The sequence below is a fragment of the Nocardiopsis sp. KDC1DS13DA1 genome (assembly GCF_055632325.1).
This window is the reverse complement of sequence record NZ_JBVMUY010000027.1, coordinates 132,358-149,930: the sequence shown is the minus strand read 5'-3', so window position 1 is coordinate 149,930 and position 17,573 is coordinate 132,358. Positions and strand designations below refer to the sequence as shown.

Genomic DNA, 17,573 nt, shown 5'->3' with positions numbered 1-17,573 from the left:
CTGCCGCTCGTTCCCCGCTCGCGGCGCCCACCCTACTCGTGTCAGCCGGCGGTGTCCCCCGCGGCCACCTCCCTCAGCGCGGCGGCGAGTTCGTCCGCCCCGGGCGGATCGGCGCCCTCCCGCGTGACCACGCACGCGGCTGCCGTGGTCGCGACGGTCAGCATCTCGCGGAGGTCGGCGGCGTCCAGACCGGCCAGCCGGGTACGCGGGCGGTCGCCCAACCGCCCGGCGGCGTCCAGCCAGTGCAGGAGGGCGCCCATGAGCGTGTCCCCGGCACCGACGGTGTCGACCACCCCGACGCTCGGCGCCGGTACCCGCACCTCGGTCCCGCCCGAGAGCGCCACCGCGCCCTCCGCCCCCAGGGTGACCACGACCAGCGCCGGGCCCGACCCGGCGATCTCGCGGGCGGCCCGCAGCGGGGACAGACCGGGGTGGAGGAAGGCCAGGTCCTCGTCGCTCGCCTTGACCACGTGTGCCTGCGCGGCGTGGCGCAGCGCCAGTGCGCGGGCCTCGGCCGGGTCACCGATCACGTCGGGCCGGATGTTGGGGTCGAGAGTGACGGTGACCCGGTCCCTCCCGTGCTCGCGCCGCAGCAGTGCCTCGATCCGCGCGGCCCCCGGTTCCCGGAACAGGGCCACCGAGGCGGCGTGCACGGCCCTGACCTCAGGTTCCAGAGCTTCGGGCAACTCACCCGGACGCCACCGCCAGTCGGCCGCGTCGTCCATCCGGAAGTCGTAGCGGGCGGCCCCGTCCGGGCCGACCGTGGCCACCGCCAGAGCGGACGGCTCGTCGGCGGCGACCAGACCGGCCGGGTCGAGCCCCTCCCGGAGGAGCCGCTCGCGGATGCGTTCACCGAAACCGTCGGCTCCGATCCTCGCCAGCAGACGGGTCGGTGTGCCCAGACGGGCGGCGGCCACCGCCGTGTTGGCCGGTCCTCCGCCCGGGACGGCACGCAGGACGTCGGTCCCGTGGGGTGTGGGCAGCAGGTCCATGACGTTCTCCCCGACCACCACCAGCCGGGCGCTCGGAGCACTCACGCCGTCCCTCCGTCCGTGCTCACGCGCCCCTCGCGGAGCGCGGCGGCCAGGGAGCCGGCCAGACCGGCCTGGGGCAGGAGGCTCGCCTGGTAGGCGTGGTAGACGTCCGGCTTGCCCGGCCACACCGTGCGCGACGGGTGACCCGCCGGGTCGAGTTCGTGGTGCCAGCTCCCGTGTTCGCGGTCGAGGTGGTGGCGGTCGGCGTAGGCCCACCAGCGGTCGTAGTGGCGCATGTACCCGTCCTCCCCGGTCCGCGCGCCGAGTGCCCACGCGGCCATCGTGGCCTCGGCGACCACCCAGTGCATGCGTTCGCGCACGACGGGGACGTCCGCCCAGTCCAGCGTGTAGACGAACCCGTCCGCCCCGTCCACCGACCAGCCCCGGCGGACAGCGTGGTCGAAGAGCCGGGCGGCGTCCCCGTGCAGCCAGGGGGGCACGGGCTCCCCCGCGCCCCTCAGGGACGCCTCCAGGTGGAGCAGCAGCCGCGACCACTCCAGAAGGTGGCCGGTGGTGCTGCCGAAGGGCCGGAACGGGTCGTCCGGCCGGTCCCGGTTGTGCTCGGGCAGGGCGCGCCAGTCGGCGGTGAAGTGCTCGGGCAGCCGCCAGTCGTACTCCGCGGCCACCCCGTGCGCGAGCCGCTCGGCGATGGCCAGCGCCCTGCGCGTCCATCGGCGGTCGCCGGTCGCGTCGGCCGCGGCCAGGAACGCCTCCACGCAGTGCATGTTGCTGTTGGCGCCCCGGTAGTCCTCGGTCCCGGCCCATTCCCGGTCCCAGCTCTCCCGGACGGCGCCCGCGTGCTCCTCCCAGAACCGGGTGTCGACCACCCGGAGCGCCTCGTCCAGCAGGTCGCGCGCCCCGGGGCGGCCGGCCAGGACGGCGCTCGACGCGGCGAGGACGACGAAGGCGTGCGTGTAGGCGGACTTGCGGAGGCCGCCGGAGACCGCGGCGTCCGCGTTGTGGGAGCGCTCCCACAACGCGGACGCGGCCGGGGCCTCCTCGAACCACCCGCCCTGCTCGGAGTCGCGCAGGGGGCCGGCGAGCGCCGCCAGACCATGGTCCGCCAGGCGCCCCGCGTCCTCCTCCCCACGCAGGTACGCCAGGGAGAACACGTGCGTCATGCGTGCGGTGATCCAGGTCGCGGTGGGCCGGTCGGGCTCCACCCGCCCGAGCGCGTCCAGCCAGCCGAAGCCGTCGGCCACGGCCGAACCCGCCGCGAACGGATACAGGCGCCGCTCCTCCGTGCGCAACCAGTCCGGGTGTCCCGGCACGGGATGTCCTGGTGCCATCAGTCCACTGCCTCCTCGGCGTTCGGGTACGCGGTTCACGATATCCGCACCGCCCCGCCGCGGGAAGAAGCGGTCGGCCCCTGTGGACGGCCGCTCCGAACCGGGCCCCGGCACCCCTCGTCGTCCGCCCCCGGCGAAGCAACGATTCCCCTGTCACCCGCTGCGACCGGCGAGGCCACCGGGACGCGTGGGAACCCTCATCGGTACGCTCCGAGTGGGCACCGCCGGGACGCGGGCGCGTCGGCACCGGTCGGGCGGCGGCCGCCCGGCGTACCGGGACCAGGCAGGGTGAAGGAGGCGCTTGATGATGCTCGCCGCGGGGGAGACCCCCGTCTATCTCGGACCGATCGTCACGCTGCTGATCGCGGCGGGGCTGATCGGCGCGCTCTTCGTCCGGCTGAAGGTCGTCCCGATCGTGGGCTTCCTCCTCGCGGGCGTCCTCATCGGCCCGCACCAACTCGGGGTGGTCGCCGACGAGGCCCAGGTGGAGGCCGCCGCCGACATCGGCGTGATGCTGCTGCTGTTCACCATCGGGGTGGAGTTCTCCATCGAACGCCTGGCCCGGATCAAGCGGTTCGTCCTGGGCGGCGGAACGCTCCAGGTCCTGCTGGCCACCGCGGTCGTGACCGGGATCTGCCTGCTGTTCGGCCTGGACTGGCGCGTCGGCGTCTTCACCGGGTTCCTGGTCTCGCTCTCCTCCACGGCGATCGTGCTCAAGGTGATCGCCGCGAAGGGGATCACGCAGCGTCCCGTCGGCCAGGCGTCCGTGGGCACCCTCATCCTCCAGGACCTGGCCATCATCGTCATGGTCATGCTCATCCCGATCCTGGGCGGCGAGGGCGGCGGGGCCTGGGGCATCGCCCGGGCCCTCGGAACGGCGGCCCTGGTGCTCACCGCCGTCATCGTGGTCGCGCGCAAGGTCATGCCGCCGTTGCTGGAGCGCATCGCGCGGCTGTGCTCGCCGGAGATCTTCCTGCTGACGGTGGTGGCCATCGCCCTCGGCGTGGCCTACCTGACCTCTCTCGCCGGGGTCAGCAACGCCCTGGGCGCCTTCCTGGCGGGCATGGTGCTGAGCGAGTCGCGGCACAGCGCCCACGCGCTCAGCGAGATCATGCCGCTCCAGATGATCTTCAGCGCCGTCTTCTTCGTGTCGGTCGGCATGCTGCTCGACGTGTCCGTCCTGGCCGAACTGTGGTGGATGGTCCTGCTCGCCGCGGCCGTGGTCGTGGTCGTCAAGGTGGGGACCACCTTCGTCGCGGTCTCGTCGCTGCGGGTGGGTGCCCGCACCGCCGTCGCGTCGGCCTTCCTGCTCGCGCAGATCGGCGAGTTCTCCTTCGTGCTCCAGCGCTCCGGTGCCGAGTACGGGCTCTCCCCGGCCGGAATGGGCGCCGAGGGCGGCCAGCTCCTCGTCGCCGTCACCGTGGCCCTGATGACCCTCACACCCGCGCTCGGTGCGCTCGGCGAGGCGATCTCCCGCCGCCTGCCCGAGAGGGCGGGCGCCCCCGCAGCCGCACCCGTCGAGGAGGCCGGCGACACGCGCGACCGCGTCCTGCTCGCCGGATGGGGGCCGGTCGCCCGGAACCTGGGCGCCTACCTCAACGCGAACGGTGTCCCGTCGACGGTGACCACGCTCAGCCCCGACCTGGCGGCCGAGGCGGAGAACTTCGGCCACACCGTCGTGCGGGGCGAGGTCACCAAGGCCAGCGTCCTGCACGAGATCGACATGGACCGCGTGCGGCTCATCGTCATCGCGGAGAACGCGTCCGAGGAGGCCACGCACATCGCCCACATCCTCAACGGCCTGGCACCGGGCGTACCGATCGTGGTGCGCCCGACGGACTCACCGGACATCACGGGTCTGTACGACGCGCACGTCCAACGGATCGTGGACCCGCACCGGGCGGCGACCGAGCCGCTGGGCGGAACCGTCCTGGACCTCCTCGGCATCGACCACACGCACCGCGGTCACCCCGACCCGACCGTGATCACCCGGTTCTTCCCCGAACCCGAGACCGCGTGCGCGCACATGGAGGACCTCCCGCCCGTCCTCCCCAAGAGCCCCGGCTGCACCGACTGCCTCCGTAAGGGCAGGCGCGACTGGGTCCACCTGCGGATCTGCGCCGGATGCGGCTTCGTGGGCTGCTGCGACGACTCCCCCGGCCGCCACGCCAGCGCGCACGCGACCGGGTTCGGCCACCCCGTCATGTTCTCCGCCGAGCCGGGCGACGACTGGGCCTGGTGCGTCCTGGACGCGCACCTGGTCCACAGCGCGCAGACCCCGACCGGGGCGTGAGCTCTGTTCGCCCGGGAGGCACGGTGCCCCCGGGGGTGACCGTTCCGGGGCGCGGGACCCGGTCCCGGCTCAGCCCGGAACCACCCGGTCCCGGTCGGCGGCACGGCAGGTCCACCTGATGTGCTCGGCGACCGTGCGCGGATCGTCGGCCATGGGGATGTGCCCGCTGCCGATCAGCGACACCATGCGCGCGTGCGGCACCCGCTGGTGGGCGTACACGGCGCTGGACGGCAGCAGCGTCCGGTCCCGGTCGCCCCAGGCGATGGTGACCGGGCAGTCGAGGGGGCGGGGCGTGAACGCGTACCCGGCGACGCTCGGCATCATCCGGACGAAGGGCGACCCCGGCTCCAGGGCGTCGGCCCCGAACCGGACCGACCCGGCCTCGGGCGCGGACGGGTTCCCCCGCAGGACCGCCCGCGCCAGCGCCCGGGCCGGGGCGCTGTCGGCGATCCGCTCCTTGAGGGGCGCCGGAACACGGGCGGCCAGACGTGCGGCGGCACCGAGCACGCGGATCCCCGACCGGGAGAGCGCGGCGGAGAACCCGACGGGCGAGAACACGGTCACCGAAGCGGCGGCCCCGCGCACCCCCAGCTCCAGGGCGACCGCTCCGCCGAGCGAGTTGCCCGCGAGGTGGGGCCGTTCCAGTCCGCGCGACGCGCAGAACCCCTGGACCGCGTCGGTCAGCGTCCCGACGTCGTAGGGCGCGCCCGGCTCCGGTGCCGGAGAGGCCCCGAAGCCGGGGAGGTCGACACAGACCACCTCGTACTCCCCGGCGAGCGCGGCGGACACCGCGCGCCAGCACTGCCGCCGGTCCCCCAGACCGTGCAGCAGGACCAGCGGGCGCCCGGTGCCGCGGCGCTCGAACGCGATACGTGCGGGATCCATGTTCACCGGTCTACCCCTCCCGGCCCCTTCCGGGCCACACGACGTGCCCGGAACGCGGGGAACCGACCGCCCGGACACCGAGTGCGCCTCAGGCGGGCCGCGGCCCCCGGGTGAGCAGCAGACCGGCCACCACGGCCGCCAGGCCGAGCACGGGTGTCCACCCCGTACCGAGTCCGGCCGCCACCAGTGCACCCACCCCCCCGCCGACCAGCGCCGCCGCCGACAGCGCGCGAAGCGGGCCCGGCACCCCGCACAGCCGTGCCGGGGGCGTCTCGAACCGCGCCGCGAGGTAGGCCAGCGCGGCGGTCAGCGGCAGCAGTGCCGCCGTCCCCGCCAGCCCCCACCCGAGCCACGCCGCCGTCAGCGGCTCGGGGGTGTCGATCCGGAGGGCGTACACCTGGACCCCGGCGACGAGGCTGACCGGGACCATGTGCCACAGGTACACCGCCATCAGCTTCGGGCAGACCCCGTCCAGGACACGCGCGGGACCGGGGCGGTCGGCCCAGGCGCGGATCCGTCGGCGGAGCAGAACCGCCGCCCCGACCTGCACGGCACCGAGCGCGGCCAGGACCAGGGTCGGCGGACCGGCGTTGGAGGCCTCCATGGCGAACACACCCGTCATGTTCGGCGAGTACCACCCGGTCAGCATCAGGGCCGCCGCCGCGACCGCGCCGCCCGCCGCCAGTGCCCCCGCCCGGCGCGGGCGCAGGTCCCCCGCTCCGTACAGGAGACCGAGCTGGTGCACGCCCAGCCACACGAAGACCACGTTCGCGTAGCCGACCGCGTCCGTCCCGGTCGCGAAACGGGCCAGGTCGACCACGGCCGCACCGGCGAACAGCCCCGCCGCCACCCGCCAGCCGAACCGGTCCTGGAGCGGGAGGAGCACCGGGGTCGCCACGACCACCAGGACGTACACGGCCAGGAACCACAACACGAGCCCGGCGGCGTCCGCGGCGACCGACAACGGCTGCTCCGGAACCCCGCCCAGGGCCAGCAGGTGGGCGGCGGCGATCCACACCGCGACGAGCGGGACCACCGGCCAGGCGAGCCTGCGCAGCCGCCGCGCCACCCAGGTCGTGGGCGCGACGCCACGGGAGGAGGCCGAGCGCCAGCTGATGAGGTTGGCCGCGCCGCCGACGAAGAAGATCAGCGGCATGACCTGGGAGACCCACGTCATGGCGGACGCGCCGGGCACGGAGAGCACGCTGTCGGTGGACAGGCCCCCCTGACCGCCGCCGAGCACGGGGAACCACCAGTGCTGGAGGACGACCAGCACCATGACCAGCAGACGGAGGACGTCGAGGAAGCGGTCCCGGCCGTGCCCGGCCGAGGGGTCGCCGGGGCGGAGTCCGGTGTCGGGGAGTGCGGGCGGGGGCGCCGGCAGGACCGGCGTCCCGCCCCTGGTGCTCGGTCGGAGGGTCATGGCCATCGGTCGCTCCCGGGTCGTGTCCACCGCGGGAGCGTGCGGGCGCCGCGCGGTGGAGGGGATGTCGTGCCGACCGGGCTCAGGGGGCGACGACACGTGGTCCGACGGGCCTCGGCTGGGGCGCAGGGGGTCCGTCCCCGCCGGTGCGTCGTCGGACACGACCCTAGGTCCGCGGCGGGGTGCGCCGCGATGGCTCTGGTTCCACTCTCCGCCGGGCGGTCCGCCCACCCGCCGCCGGTGGTGCTGACACCACCGGCGGCGGAGCGGCGGCTCAGGCCGCGGGCGGCGGAGTGGGCAGCGCGCGCTTGTGCGCGGTGGCGCGGTAGCGGTCGACGAGCGCCGTCTCGACGTGCTCGGCGACCGGCAGCCCCTCCAGGAAGTCGTCAATCTGCTCGTAGGTGAGGCCGAGCGCCTCCTCGTCGGGCCTGCCCGGCGACAGGGTCTCCAGGTCCGCGGTGGGCACCTTGTTCACCAGGTCGTCGGGGGCGCCGAGCGCGGCGGCCACGGCGCGCACGCGACGCTTGGTCAGACCGGTCAGCGGCACGAGGTCGACCCCGCCGTCGCCGTACTTGGTGAAGAAGCCGGTGACCGCCTCGGCCGCGTGGTCGGTGCCGACGACGAGGCCGCCGAGAGCGCCCGCGACCGCGTACTGGGCGATCATGCGCTGGCGGGCCTTGACGTTGCCGACCACGAAGTCCTCGGCGGACACGCTCGCGTAGGACATCCCGGAGGCCGTGAGGGAGTCCGCCATCGCGTCGCTGGCCGGGCCGATGTCGACGGTGAGGCAGCGGTCGGGGGCGGTGAACCCGACGGAGCGGGTGGCGTCCTCCTCGTCCTTCTGGACCTTGTAGGGAAGGCGCATGGCCACGTACTCCGCTGTGTGCCCGGCGGCGCGGGCGCGGTCCACGGCGAGGCGGCAGAGGCGGCCGGTGGTGAGCGAGTCGACGCCACCGCTGATACCGAGCACGAGCGCCGCGGCCCCGGTGGAGGTCAGGCGCTCGGCGAGGAAGGAGACGCGCCGTTCGATCTCGGCGTGGACGTCGAAGCGCCCGGGAACGTCGAGGTCGCGGATGATCTCGCGGCGGGCCTGGCTCAGCTCGGTTTCGGTCACTGCGGTCCCCTGTGGGTGTGGTGGGTGTGCCCCGCCGATTATCGCCGGTCCGGTGCGGGACGCGCACCCCGGGGTACGGGGCTCAGACCTGGGGGCCGACCCGCCGGGCGAACCGCTCGTAGTCGACGACCAGCCCCTCGGCGTCCACGGACAACCGGTACTCGCCGCGCAGGGGGTCGCGGTAGGTGTAGCGCTCCAGACCGCCCTCGGGCGGGTGGCGGGTGTACCGCTGCCGGACGCGTCGGATCCGCAGGGAGGGGATGTCGATCCAGGCCACCGCGATGTCGCGGTACTCGCCGGGGTTCAGGCCCAGACGCCGGATCGGGAGGGTGTTGGTGAGCGGGGTCGCCGCGACGTCCGTGTCCAGGCACCCCACGAGGTCGGGTCTGGGTCTGCCCTCGCCGTCGGCCCAGGTGCCGCCCTGCGAGGTGAGCACGGCCGACTCCGCGCCCCGCGCGGTGACCACCTCGACACGGACCTCCCGCGTCGTCCAGGCCAGGTCGGTGCGGACCGTGAACCGGGTGAGGAAGCGTTCGTCGCCCTCCACGACGACCTCCCCGGCCTCCAGCCGGTAGCCGTCGGGCTCGGGGAGGAGGGCGCCGAGGCCGAGCCCCTCGGGGACGTCGGTCCGGGTCCACGCGGCTGGGTGTTCCGTCAGTGACGACATGTCACCGTTCTACCGTTCCGCGCGGTCACCACGCCAGACGGGTCCGGGCCCGTACCGACGCGCGGTACGGGCCCGGATCACGGGTGGTGCGCAGGACACGGCCGTCCGGTGGTGCAGGGGCCGTCCGCCGACCGGTCAGCCGGCCTTGCCCACGGAGCCGTCGCCGCTGACCGCGGCACCCTTGACCTCGGCCTCCATACGCTCGAAGTCCTGCGCCATCGCGCCGGTGACCCGGCCGAGGCCGTTGCACAGGAAGATGGCGGCGACGGCGAGGATGACCGCCGGAACCATCGCGTAGAGCCCGGTGCCCAGGTAGTTGCTGTCGATGATGTCCCAGATGATCGCGGTGGCGCCGCCGACGACCATGCCGCCGAGCGCACCCGCCCAGGTCATGCGCTTCCAGAACACCGCGAGCAGCAGCACCGGGCCGAAGCCCGCGCCGAAGCCCGCCCAGGCGTAGCCGACCAGGTCCATGACCGAGCTGTTGCCCCAGAGGGCGATACCCGCGGCGGCGAGCGCCACGGCGACGACGGTGCCGCGGCTGATCCACAGCAGGACACGCGGGTCGGCGTCACGCGAGACGAAGCCCCGGTAGACGTCCTCGGTGAGCGCGGAGGCGGCCACCAGCAGCTGGGAGTCGGCGGTGCTCATGACCGCGGCGAGGATCGCCGCCAGCAGGACGCCCGCGACCAGCGGGTGCGTCATGGCCTCGATGAGCTGCGGGAAGACCTGCTCCGGGTTCTCCAGCGGGGTCTCGAAGTAGGCGATGCCGACGAAACCGACCACGAGGGCCAGCGCCATGGCGGTCACGGCCCAGGAGACGCTGACGATCCCGGCGTGGCGGATGTCCTTGACCGAGCGGATGCCCATGAAGCGGGCGAGGATGTGCGGCTGGCCGAAGTAGCCCAGGCCCCAGGCCAGGCCGGAGACGATGACGACCCAGCCGAGGGTGTCGGTGCTCTCCCAGGCGAGCGTCTCCGGGTTCAGCGAGGTGCCGCCGACGGCGGACAGCAGGCCGTCGCTCTGCTCGGCCACGCCGGCGGTGAGGCCGCCGAAGCCGCCGAGCGCGACGATCGCCATGATCGGCACGATGAGCAGGGCGAGCCACATCATGACGGCCTGCACGACGTCGGTGTAGGAGACCGCGAGGAAGCCGCCCAGCACGGTGTAGAGGACGACGATGCCGACGCCGATGGCGATGGCGGGAACGGGGTCGAGGCCGAAGACCTGGTCGAACAGGGCCGACATGGCGACCAGGCCGGAGGCGACGTAGAAGAAGTAGAAGACGACGATCAGCACCGCCGAGACACCGCGCAGCAGACGGGTCGGGTCGTTGAACCGGTTCTCCAGGAAGGAGGACAGGGTCAGCGAGTCGGATTCACCGCCGGTCCGGGCGTCGGTGACGCGTTCGGTGTACACGCGCAGGCGGGGCGCGAGCAGGATCCAGCTTCCCGCGAAACCGCAGGCCAGGCCGACCGCGATCCAGGCTTCGCCCAGACCGGAGACGTAGATGGCGCCGGGCAGGCCGAGCAGCAGCCACCCGCTGAAGTCGCTGGCGTTGGCGCTGAGGCCCGCGACCCAGCTGTTGAGCTGCCGACCACCGAGCACGAAGTCGGACTGGGAGACGGTGCGCCGGTACACCCAGAGGCCGATGCCCACCATCACGGCGAGATACACCGCGAAGGTCACCACCGAACCGAGCATGGAGCCGTTCAAGACGTCCCCTCCTTTCCTAGACGCGCGCGGTCGTGACCCTTACGCGCTGCTTATGAAGTATGTGGGTGATCATGACCCCGTGTTCGACGAGTCACAACGCCCGTTGGTGGAACATCACCTCTTTGATACCTAGCCGAGTCTTTGACCAGGCATGATTGTTCCGCTCACCACGCTGGGGCGGTTGCGTTTGTCCGGTCGAACATAATCGACAACCCGTGATGGGATCTTTGGGATCACCCGAGCGTGTACGCGTCGTCACCCGTCCGGGACGGCGCCCCCTCCCTCCCTCCGCCCGCCTCTCCCCGCCCCGCGGGCCGCCGCGATTCGCCCCGACCCGACGGGGAACAGTTCTGGGCACAACGGATGCGAGAGAGGTTCCCGGATCGTGCCCAGCCCCCACCCCCCGAGCGGTCTGCAACGCAACGAACCGCCCTGGCAGATGCGGATGCTCGACTTCGCGGACGACGTCGTCGGCGGCGCCATCCTCGTGTCGCCCAGCCTCCTCGTGACGTGCGCGCACGTCGTGAACGTGGCGCTCGGCCGCTACGAGGACGAGGAGGACTTCCCCGGACCGGCGACCGCGGTGCGGCTGGCGTCCTTCGACGACCGGGTGTGGGAGGCCGTCGTCCTCCCCGAGCTGTGGTCCGCCGGCCGGGACAGCCGGGACCTGGCCGCGCTGAGGCTCTCGGGGCCGGGACTGCCCGACACCCATTTCCCCCAGCTGAGCACCGCCCGCGTGCCCGCGGGGCAGGAGCTCCACATCACGGGCTACCCGGCGGGCAGCCGGTCCCTCCAGGCCTCGGTGACCTACCAGGGCAGAGGCGGGCCCACCGACAGCACCCACCAGGTCGAGACGCCGAAGTGGCGGTCCGCCCTGATCACCGGCGGGTTCAGCGGATGCGCCGTCCGCACCGAGACGGGCGACCTCGTGGGGATCATGCAGAAGAACCACCAGTACCCGTCGGACGGGCCGGGCGAGACGTCGGGGATCTCCTTCTACCTCCCGGTCGTCGAACTCCTCCGGGAGGGGGGCGACGAGGGGGGTGTGTCGGTGCAGCGTCTGGCGGACGAGTCCCTGTGCGGGCGGGAGGCGTACGCCAGACTGCACGACCTGCTGGACTCCGTCCCCGCCGACGAGGTCGCGCCCGACTCACTCCTTCGCCCCCGGGAGCTGCGCAGGGTCAGGCGACAGGGGTCCGGCGGCACCGCCTGGCGCGTCCTCACCGCCCTGTGGGACCTGGTCCCGCCCGCCGGGGAACCGCCGCCGCGGGTCGCCTGGGTGCACCACGTGTACCAGGAGATCCGGACCCGGCGGCCGCTCCCCCCGACGGTCTGGCCGTGGATCCGCCAGGAGGCGCACCCGTTGGGGCGCGACTGGGAGGAGATCCTCGTCCGGAACCGGGAGCAGCGGCTGCTCAGGCACAGGAAACCGGACGGTGCCGCGGTCGACGGGTCGGCGGCGTCCGCGCAGCCGGACACCGCGGTGCTCTTCGACCTGGAACCGGTGACCGGCGGCTACCGGCTGTCCCACGGCATCGCCCACCTGGACGAGGACGGCTACCGGCTGCTGCCCCAGGGCACGAAGGTGGTGGGGAGGGTCGACATCCTCGACGAGATCGGCGACATCATGGGGGACGCCGCACTCCAGAGGCTGGTCACGCCGAACGAGGAGTCGCTGCGGTTGCGCTTCCTCCTCCCCAGGGACCTGCTGCACCTCAACCTCGGACAGGCCGCCACACACCGCGAGTTGCTCAAGCACCCGCCGAGGTTGGGGGCGATGTACGAGATCGTCTACCACGTGCGGGAACGCGTCCAGTCGCCGCACTACCTGGGGGCGCTCCCCAACAAGTGGCGGCGCAACTGCGAACTGCAGAGGTCGGACACGCTGGTGACGGACCGCAACGTCCTGCTCACCTGGAACTCGCAGGTGAGCGAGGTGGTGCACCACCTCGGACAGGCGAACGTCACCGTCTGCGTCGCCGAGTCGGACGACGAGGACGTCCGACACGTCTACGACTCGGCGCTCCACCAGGGCATCCCCACCGTCATCCGCGGCCCCAGGCAGGCGCTCCGCAACCTCGCCAAGGCGCTCCTGGACCGCGACCCGCACCTGCGTGTACCGATCTCCGGCCTGCCCAGGTTCCTGCGCGACCGGGCCCGGGAGGACACGGAGAGCCGCGACATCGCCATCATCCACGACGACTTCGGGGACGGGCTCGTGCGCCAGGCCGTCCAGGACCATGACCACCCACAAACAGACAAACATGACTTATAGCAACAGAAACCTACATATATATTTTAAGACAACAAAATTCTCATACTTCACAGTTTTTGGCAGCACACAACGAGAATGCGAACTCCGATCCCGCAATGTGACGCTGACCCCGAGCTGGCCCTGTCCACAAGTCGGGGCACGGCGTATCGCAGAAGTCGGTGACTCGTGGCAGGATTATGGGAGGAGACTTCCAGGAGGAGTTCGACGTTGTCGAACACATACCAAAGCGCACTCACAAGTCTGGCGGGCGGCCCGTCCCGCCTGGTCGTTCTCGTCGATTCCTCCCCCCTGATGGACCTGCACCGGGACAACGTCGCCGAACTGGTCGAGCACGCCGGAAGGGTCGGATCACCGGTCGTGCGGTTCCAGGCCGGGCACACCGCGCACACCTCCGACGGGCACGGCGCCGCGTGGCCGCTCTCCGATCCGCTGCCCGACGGGATCGAGGCGGCCGTCATCGTCACCGACACCCAGGACCGGGGCTGGCGGCAACGCCCCTTCCGCGCCTGGGTGGCCTCGGTCGCCAGCCGGCTGCCGACCGCTCTCCTGCACCTGCTCGACCACTCCGTCTGGGCCCGGGGCCCTCTCGCGCCGCAACCGCTGTACATGACGGGGACCGATCCGTCGGCACCCGCCTCCTGGGCCGCCAGGCACACCGCGAACGACGCCGGGGGCGGCGCCGTCCCGGAGGACGCCGCGGTCCTGCCGATGCTGGAGTTCGGACCCGACTCCCTCGCGTCGTGGACCGCCGTGGTGAACCGGTCCGAGACCGGTTGGGAGGCGGACGTCGGTGTCCTGCCGCCCTCCGGTACGCGCCCACCGGAGACGGCTCCCTGGGACCCCGACCCCGTCGCGCGCTTCCTCTCGCATGCCTCGCGCGGGGCGCGTGAACTCGCCGTGCGCCTGACCCAGGCTCCGGTCAACCTCCCGGTCGCCGAGCTGCTCCAACGGAACCTCCCCCACGCCCCGCGCGAGGCCCGCACCGCCGTCACCGAGATCGCCGAGGTGTTCGGCGGCGATCTGATGGACCCCACCCGTCCCCTGGGTGACCTGAACGACCCCGCCTCCCCCGCGCTGGACTTCCTCCCCGGCGTGCGCAGGAACCTGCTCGGCCGGTTCGGCGACCTCAGCGTCATGCGCTCGGTGTTCTACGCGCTCGCCATCGAGTTCAAGGACTCCGCGCGCGTCTTCCGGTGGCTGTCCAGGATCGAGACCGGAGCGCCCCGGGTCGACGCACTCGCCGGGGAGGAGGACCTGGCACGGGCCCTGCTCCCGGCCCTGTCCGAGATGCCCGGGGAGTATCGGCGCTTCGCCGAACACCTGCGCGCGGCGCTCGGGGAGCTCCCCGGCGATCCGGGCACCCACAGTCCACCTCCCGCGACTCCCCGAGAGGATGCCAGTCCGACCGTGACCGACACCCGCACCTCCGAAACGGACCCCACCCCTTCGGAGCCCCTGGCCGTCCACCGACCCAGGGACAGGCGTGCCCGGACACGCCCGCCCGCCAAGCTCCGCGGGGTTCCACCGCACAACCTGAACTTCACCGGGCGCGAGGAGATCCTCGGACGGATCCACGACCTGCTGTCCGATTCGGTGAGTCGGATCTACCTGCTGGCGGGTGGCGGAGGGATCGGCAAGACCCAGATCGCGATCGAGTACGCGCACCGTTACCGCGACGGCTACGACCTGATCTGGTGGATCCCCGCCAACAGCGTCACCGACGTCCACCAGTCCTACGTCAACCTGGCCAGGCACCTCGGACTGGCCGAGGACGGCGGCAACCTGGAGAAGACGGCCCAGCGGGTCCGCGACGCCCTGGAGACCGACCCCGAGGTCGGCCGCTGGCTGCTCGTCCTGGACGACGTGGCGGACCTGGGCCGTCTGGACGGCGCCGAGATCCCCGTCAACGGACCCGGCGACATCATCGTCACCTCACGCGACCAGAGCTGGATCCCCAGCGGACGGAGCGAGGGGGCGGTCGTCCCCAGCCTCACCCCGCGGGAGAGCATCGCCCTGCTCCGGAAGATCTGCCCGCACGGCCTGGAGGCCGCCCCGGACGCGCAGCGCATCGCCGAACTCCTGGAGCACGTCCCCCTCGCCCTGGCACAGGTCGGCGCCTACCTTCGCGACTCCCTGATGAGCGTCGAGGAGTTCCTCCCCCTGATCCAGGACAAGTTCGACGAACTCGTCACCAACGTGGAGTCGGACGACCTGTACCCGCTCCCGCTCGCGGCGGCGTGGAACATGCAGCTCGACGATCTCCGGCACGGCACGGGTCCGGACCGGGCGACCAAGCAGATGGTGCGCGAGTTCGTCCAGCTCTGTTCGTTCTTCGGCCCCCGTCCGTTGTCGCGCACCCTCTTCCACCGGGCCCGGGGGCTGAGCTCCAACCCCCAGTTGGCCCGGATCCTGGGCAACGAGATGGAACTGTCCAAGGTGCTGCGCTACGTGAGCAGGCACAGTCTCGCCGAGTTCGACCGGACCAAGCACACGTTCCAGATGCACGTCACCTTCCAGACCGTCGTCCAGCGGACGGTCAGCGACGAGGAGCGTGTGCGCTACCGGGACCTGGCCCACCGCCTGCTGGCGCAGAGCGACCCGCTCGGCCCCGAACTGCCGCAGAACTGGGACGAGTACCAGCTGCTGTTCACGCACGTGCGGGCGTCGGAGGCCTGGCGCAGCCACGACCCGCAGGTCCGCGGACTCGTCCGCAACGTGGTCACCTACCTCGTGGAGACCGGGGACGAGCGGTCCGCGCTGGACCTGGCGGATCGCGCCATCGCGTCCTGGTACGACGACACGGGACAGCGGTTCCAGGTCCAACTGCTGCGCACGATGATCCTCCGGATCCAGGGCGAGAACGAGACCGCGTTCGCCGAGGCGGACCGGATGTACACCGAACAGGCGGAGCTGGAGGGCCCGGAGAGCGAGGAGGCCCTGGACGCCCAGCGGGCCCGGGCCATCGCGCTCAGCAACCTCGGGCACTACCAACGGGCCCTGGACATGTTCGAGGAGATCCACCGGATCAGGACGGCCCGGTTCACCGAGGAGGACGAGAAGACCCTGGTCATCGCGCACGACATCAGTGTGAACCTGCGCCGTCTGGGCCGGTTCCGGGAGGCGCTCGATCTGGACCGCCGTACCCTTGACCAGCGCGAGTACCTGTTCGGTCCGAACGGCATCCCGACGCTGCGCACCCGGATGTCCGTCGGCCTCAGCCTCATGGCGCTCGGACACCTGGAGGAGGCCCAGAACGTCCTGGAGGACAGTCAGCGGCGGTTCGAGGCCGCTGTGGCGGACGCCAGCACCCACACCGTGGACATCCCGATCTCGCTCGCGGTGATCCACCGCAGGCTCGGCGACCACGAGTTGGCCATGGAGCTGACCGCCGGGGAGCACGAGGACACCGTCGCGCGGTACGGGCCGCACAGTCGCCCGACACTGCACATCAACAGCATCCACATGCTGAACCTGGCCTTCGCCGGCCACGTCGAGGCCGCCCGGGAACTGGCCGAGGACCTGCTCTCCCGTGTGGACGACGAGTTCGCCGACCACCACCTGTTCCCCTGGGCCGCCAGAGCCAACGCCGCGATCGTGTTCCGCGTGGCGGGGAAGTACGAACAGGCCCACGAACTCGACCGAGCCGCCCGGGAGGGGATCCGCCGCCACTTCCCGGACTCGCGCATCACCCTGGCCGCGATCGAGGTGAACCTGGGCAACGACCTCTTCGCGCTGGGTCGGCTCAAGGAGGCCCGAGCCCAGGACGCGAGGAGCGTGGAGATGTGCCAGGAGGCCCTGGGAGAGCACCACCTCTTCCTGACCACCGCCCGACGCAACCTGCTGATCAGCCGTCGGGCACTGGGGGAGAACGTTCAGGAGGAGTGGGAGGGACTACGCGACCTGTACGCGGCCCGGTTCGGCCCGGACCACCGCTTCGTGACCACGATGGCGGACTTCACCCGACTGGACACCGACATCCTCTCGATGAGGGTCTGAGCCGCAGCGTCCGTGATCCGGGACCGCCCCGGGGGCGACCGGGCCTCAGGGCAGGGACCGGAGCAACGACCGCCACTCCCCCACCTCGACCCGCAGAACCGACCCGCCGGGGTTCCGGGAGTCACGGAGGTGCACCCACCCCGGTTCCCCCAGGGACGCCTCACAACAGCCATTGCCCCGATCGGACCACGACGACTTACGCCACCCGGTGCCGTCTCGACCGTCCCGCCAGGTGGTAGGTGCGCTGTCTCGTCCGGTCCTCACTGGTTCGTCCCACCGTTTCCTCCGCTCGGACGGCCGCGGAATCTCTCCTATTCCGGACATGTACCATCATTTTACTTTCCGCGCCCGCCGACAGGAATACCAATACCCCCTCGATGAATACGTGAGGTCCGCGTGAACAAAGTGATCGACTTCGTCACCGACGACGGCACCGTGATCAGCGTCGAATCCGCGCCCGTCCGACGCGAGGGGGCCTCGAACGTCGCCAGGGACCCCGCGAAGATGCTCGGCAACAGCCAACTCGAATCGGTGCTGCTCCGGATCAGGAAGGTCGGGGAGGCGGTGTCGGCACAGTTGACGGAACTCTCCTCGTCCCCCTTCGCACCCGCGCAGACGGAGGTCGAGTTCGGGGTGAACGTGAGCGCCGAGGCCGACGCCGTGGTCGTCAAGGGCGGCGGAGAGGCCACCTTCAACGTCAGGATGACCTGGTCGAACCCGGGGTGATCCCGGGCCCCGGGCGTCCCGGGCACGGCGAAGGGTGCCCCGCCTCCGAGGAGGTGGGGCACCCTCGCGTCCGCCCGTCGGGCGACGGGGTCCGGTCGCGCCCGCCGGACCCCTCCGGCATCGGCCCTCCGCCCCCTCCGCCGACGGGGAGGGAG

12 protein-coding genes are annotated in these 17,573 nt (G+C 72.2%); 4 read left to right on the top strand and 8 right to left on the bottom strand.

Translation table 11 applies throughout. The annotated features are described in order from the left end of the window. Positions 1–41 precede the first annotated feature (41 nt). The gene (locus tag ACTVAJ_RS17890; protein WP_470389316.1) at positions 42–1,037 is read right to left on the bottom strand and encodes a carbohydrate kinase family protein; all 996 of its coding nucleotides are present in this window, start codon (positions 1,035–1,037) and stop codon (positions 42–44) included. Then, entirely contained in the window at positions 1,034–2,323 is a 1,290-nt protein-coding gene (locus ACTVAJ_RS17885; RefSeq protein ID WP_470389315.1) for an AGE family epimerase/isomerase, read from the bottom strand. The genes ACTVAJ_RS17890 and ACTVAJ_RS17885 overlap by 4 nt, the downstream gene beginning before the upstream one ends. A 304-nt stretch (positions 2,324–2,627) precedes the next feature. On the opposite strand from ACTVAJ_RS17885, the gene ACTVAJ_RS17880 reads away from it, so the two are divergent. Beyond that, positions 2,628–4,616, top strand: a complete 1,989-nt coding sequence (locus ACTVAJ_RS17880) for a cation:proton antiporter domain-containing protein (RefSeq protein WP_470389314.1) — start codon at positions 2,628–2,630, stop codon at positions 4,614–4,616. A 69-nt stretch (positions 4,617–4,685) separates the two neighbouring features. Here the strand turns inward: ACTVAJ_RS17880 and ACTVAJ_RS17875 are convergent, their stop codons facing one another. The 5 genes from ACTVAJ_RS17875 to putP form a co-directional block, all read right to left on the bottom strand. Further along, a complete protein-coding gene (locus ACTVAJ_RS17875; RefSeq protein ID WP_470389313.1) occupies positions 4,686–5,501 on the bottom strand; it encodes an alpha/beta fold hydrolase in 816 nt (271 codons plus the stop codon). An 88-nt stretch (positions 5,502–5,589) separates the two neighbouring features. Beyond that, complete coding sequence (locus ACTVAJ_RS17870; RefSeq protein ID WP_470389332.1) at positions 5,590–6,924, bottom strand: acyltransferase family protein; 1,335 nt, start codon at positions 6,922–6,924, stop codon at positions 5,590–5,592. 274 nt (positions 6,925–7,198) lie between these two features. After that, positions 7,199–8,038, bottom strand: coding sequence for an ammonia-dependent NAD(+) synthetase (gene nadE, locus ACTVAJ_RS17865; RefSeq protein WP_470389312.1), 840 nt, complete (start codon positions 8,036–8,038; stop codon positions 7,199–7,201). Between the two features lie 82 nt (positions 8,039–8,120). Next, a complete protein-coding gene (locus ACTVAJ_RS17860; RefSeq protein WP_470389311.1) occupies positions 8,121–8,705 on the bottom strand; it encodes a putative glycolipid-binding domain-containing protein in 585 nt (194 codons plus the stop codon). Positions 8,706–8,840: 135 nt separating this feature from the next. Beyond that, on the bottom strand, positions 8,841–10,409 hold the full coding sequence (gene putP / locus ACTVAJ_RS17855) for a sodium/proline symporter PutP (RefSeq protein WP_470389331.1): 1,569 nt from the start codon (positions 10,407–10,409) through the stop codon (positions 8,841–8,843). A gap of 397 nt (positions 10,410–10,806) precedes the next feature. On the opposite strand from putP, the gene ACTVAJ_RS17850 reads away from it, so the two are divergent. Next, complete coding sequence (locus ACTVAJ_RS17850; protein WP_470389310.1) at positions 10,807–12,696, top strand: S1 family peptidase; 1,890 nt, start codon at positions 10,807–10,809, stop codon at positions 12,694–12,696. Positions 12,697–12,903: 207 nt separating this feature from the next. Beyond that, positions 12,904–16,692 (top strand): FxSxx-COOH system tetratricopeptide repeat protein, encoded by a 3,789-nt coding sequence (fxsT, locus tag ACTVAJ_RS17845; protein ID WP_470389309.1) that lies wholly within the window; start codon positions 12,904–12,906, stop codon positions 16,690–16,692. 45 nt (positions 16,693–16,737) lie between these two features. On the opposite strand, the gene ACTVAJ_RS17840 is transcribed toward fxsT, so the two are convergent. Further along, a complete protein-coding gene (locus tag ACTVAJ_RS17840; RefSeq protein WP_470389308.1) occupies positions 16,738–17,016 on the bottom strand; it encodes a DUF397 domain-containing protein in 279 nt (92 codons plus the stop codon). Positions 17,017–17,088: 72 nt separating this feature from the next. On the opposite strand from ACTVAJ_RS17840, the gene ACTVAJ_RS17835 reads away from it, so the two are divergent. Continuing rightward, on the top strand, positions 17,089–17,418 hold the full coding sequence (locus ACTVAJ_RS17835; protein ID WP_470389307.1) for a CU044_2847 family protein: 330 nt from the start codon (positions 17,089–17,091) through the stop codon (positions 17,416–17,418). The last annotated feature ends 155 nt before the right edge of the window (positions 17,419–17,573 follow it).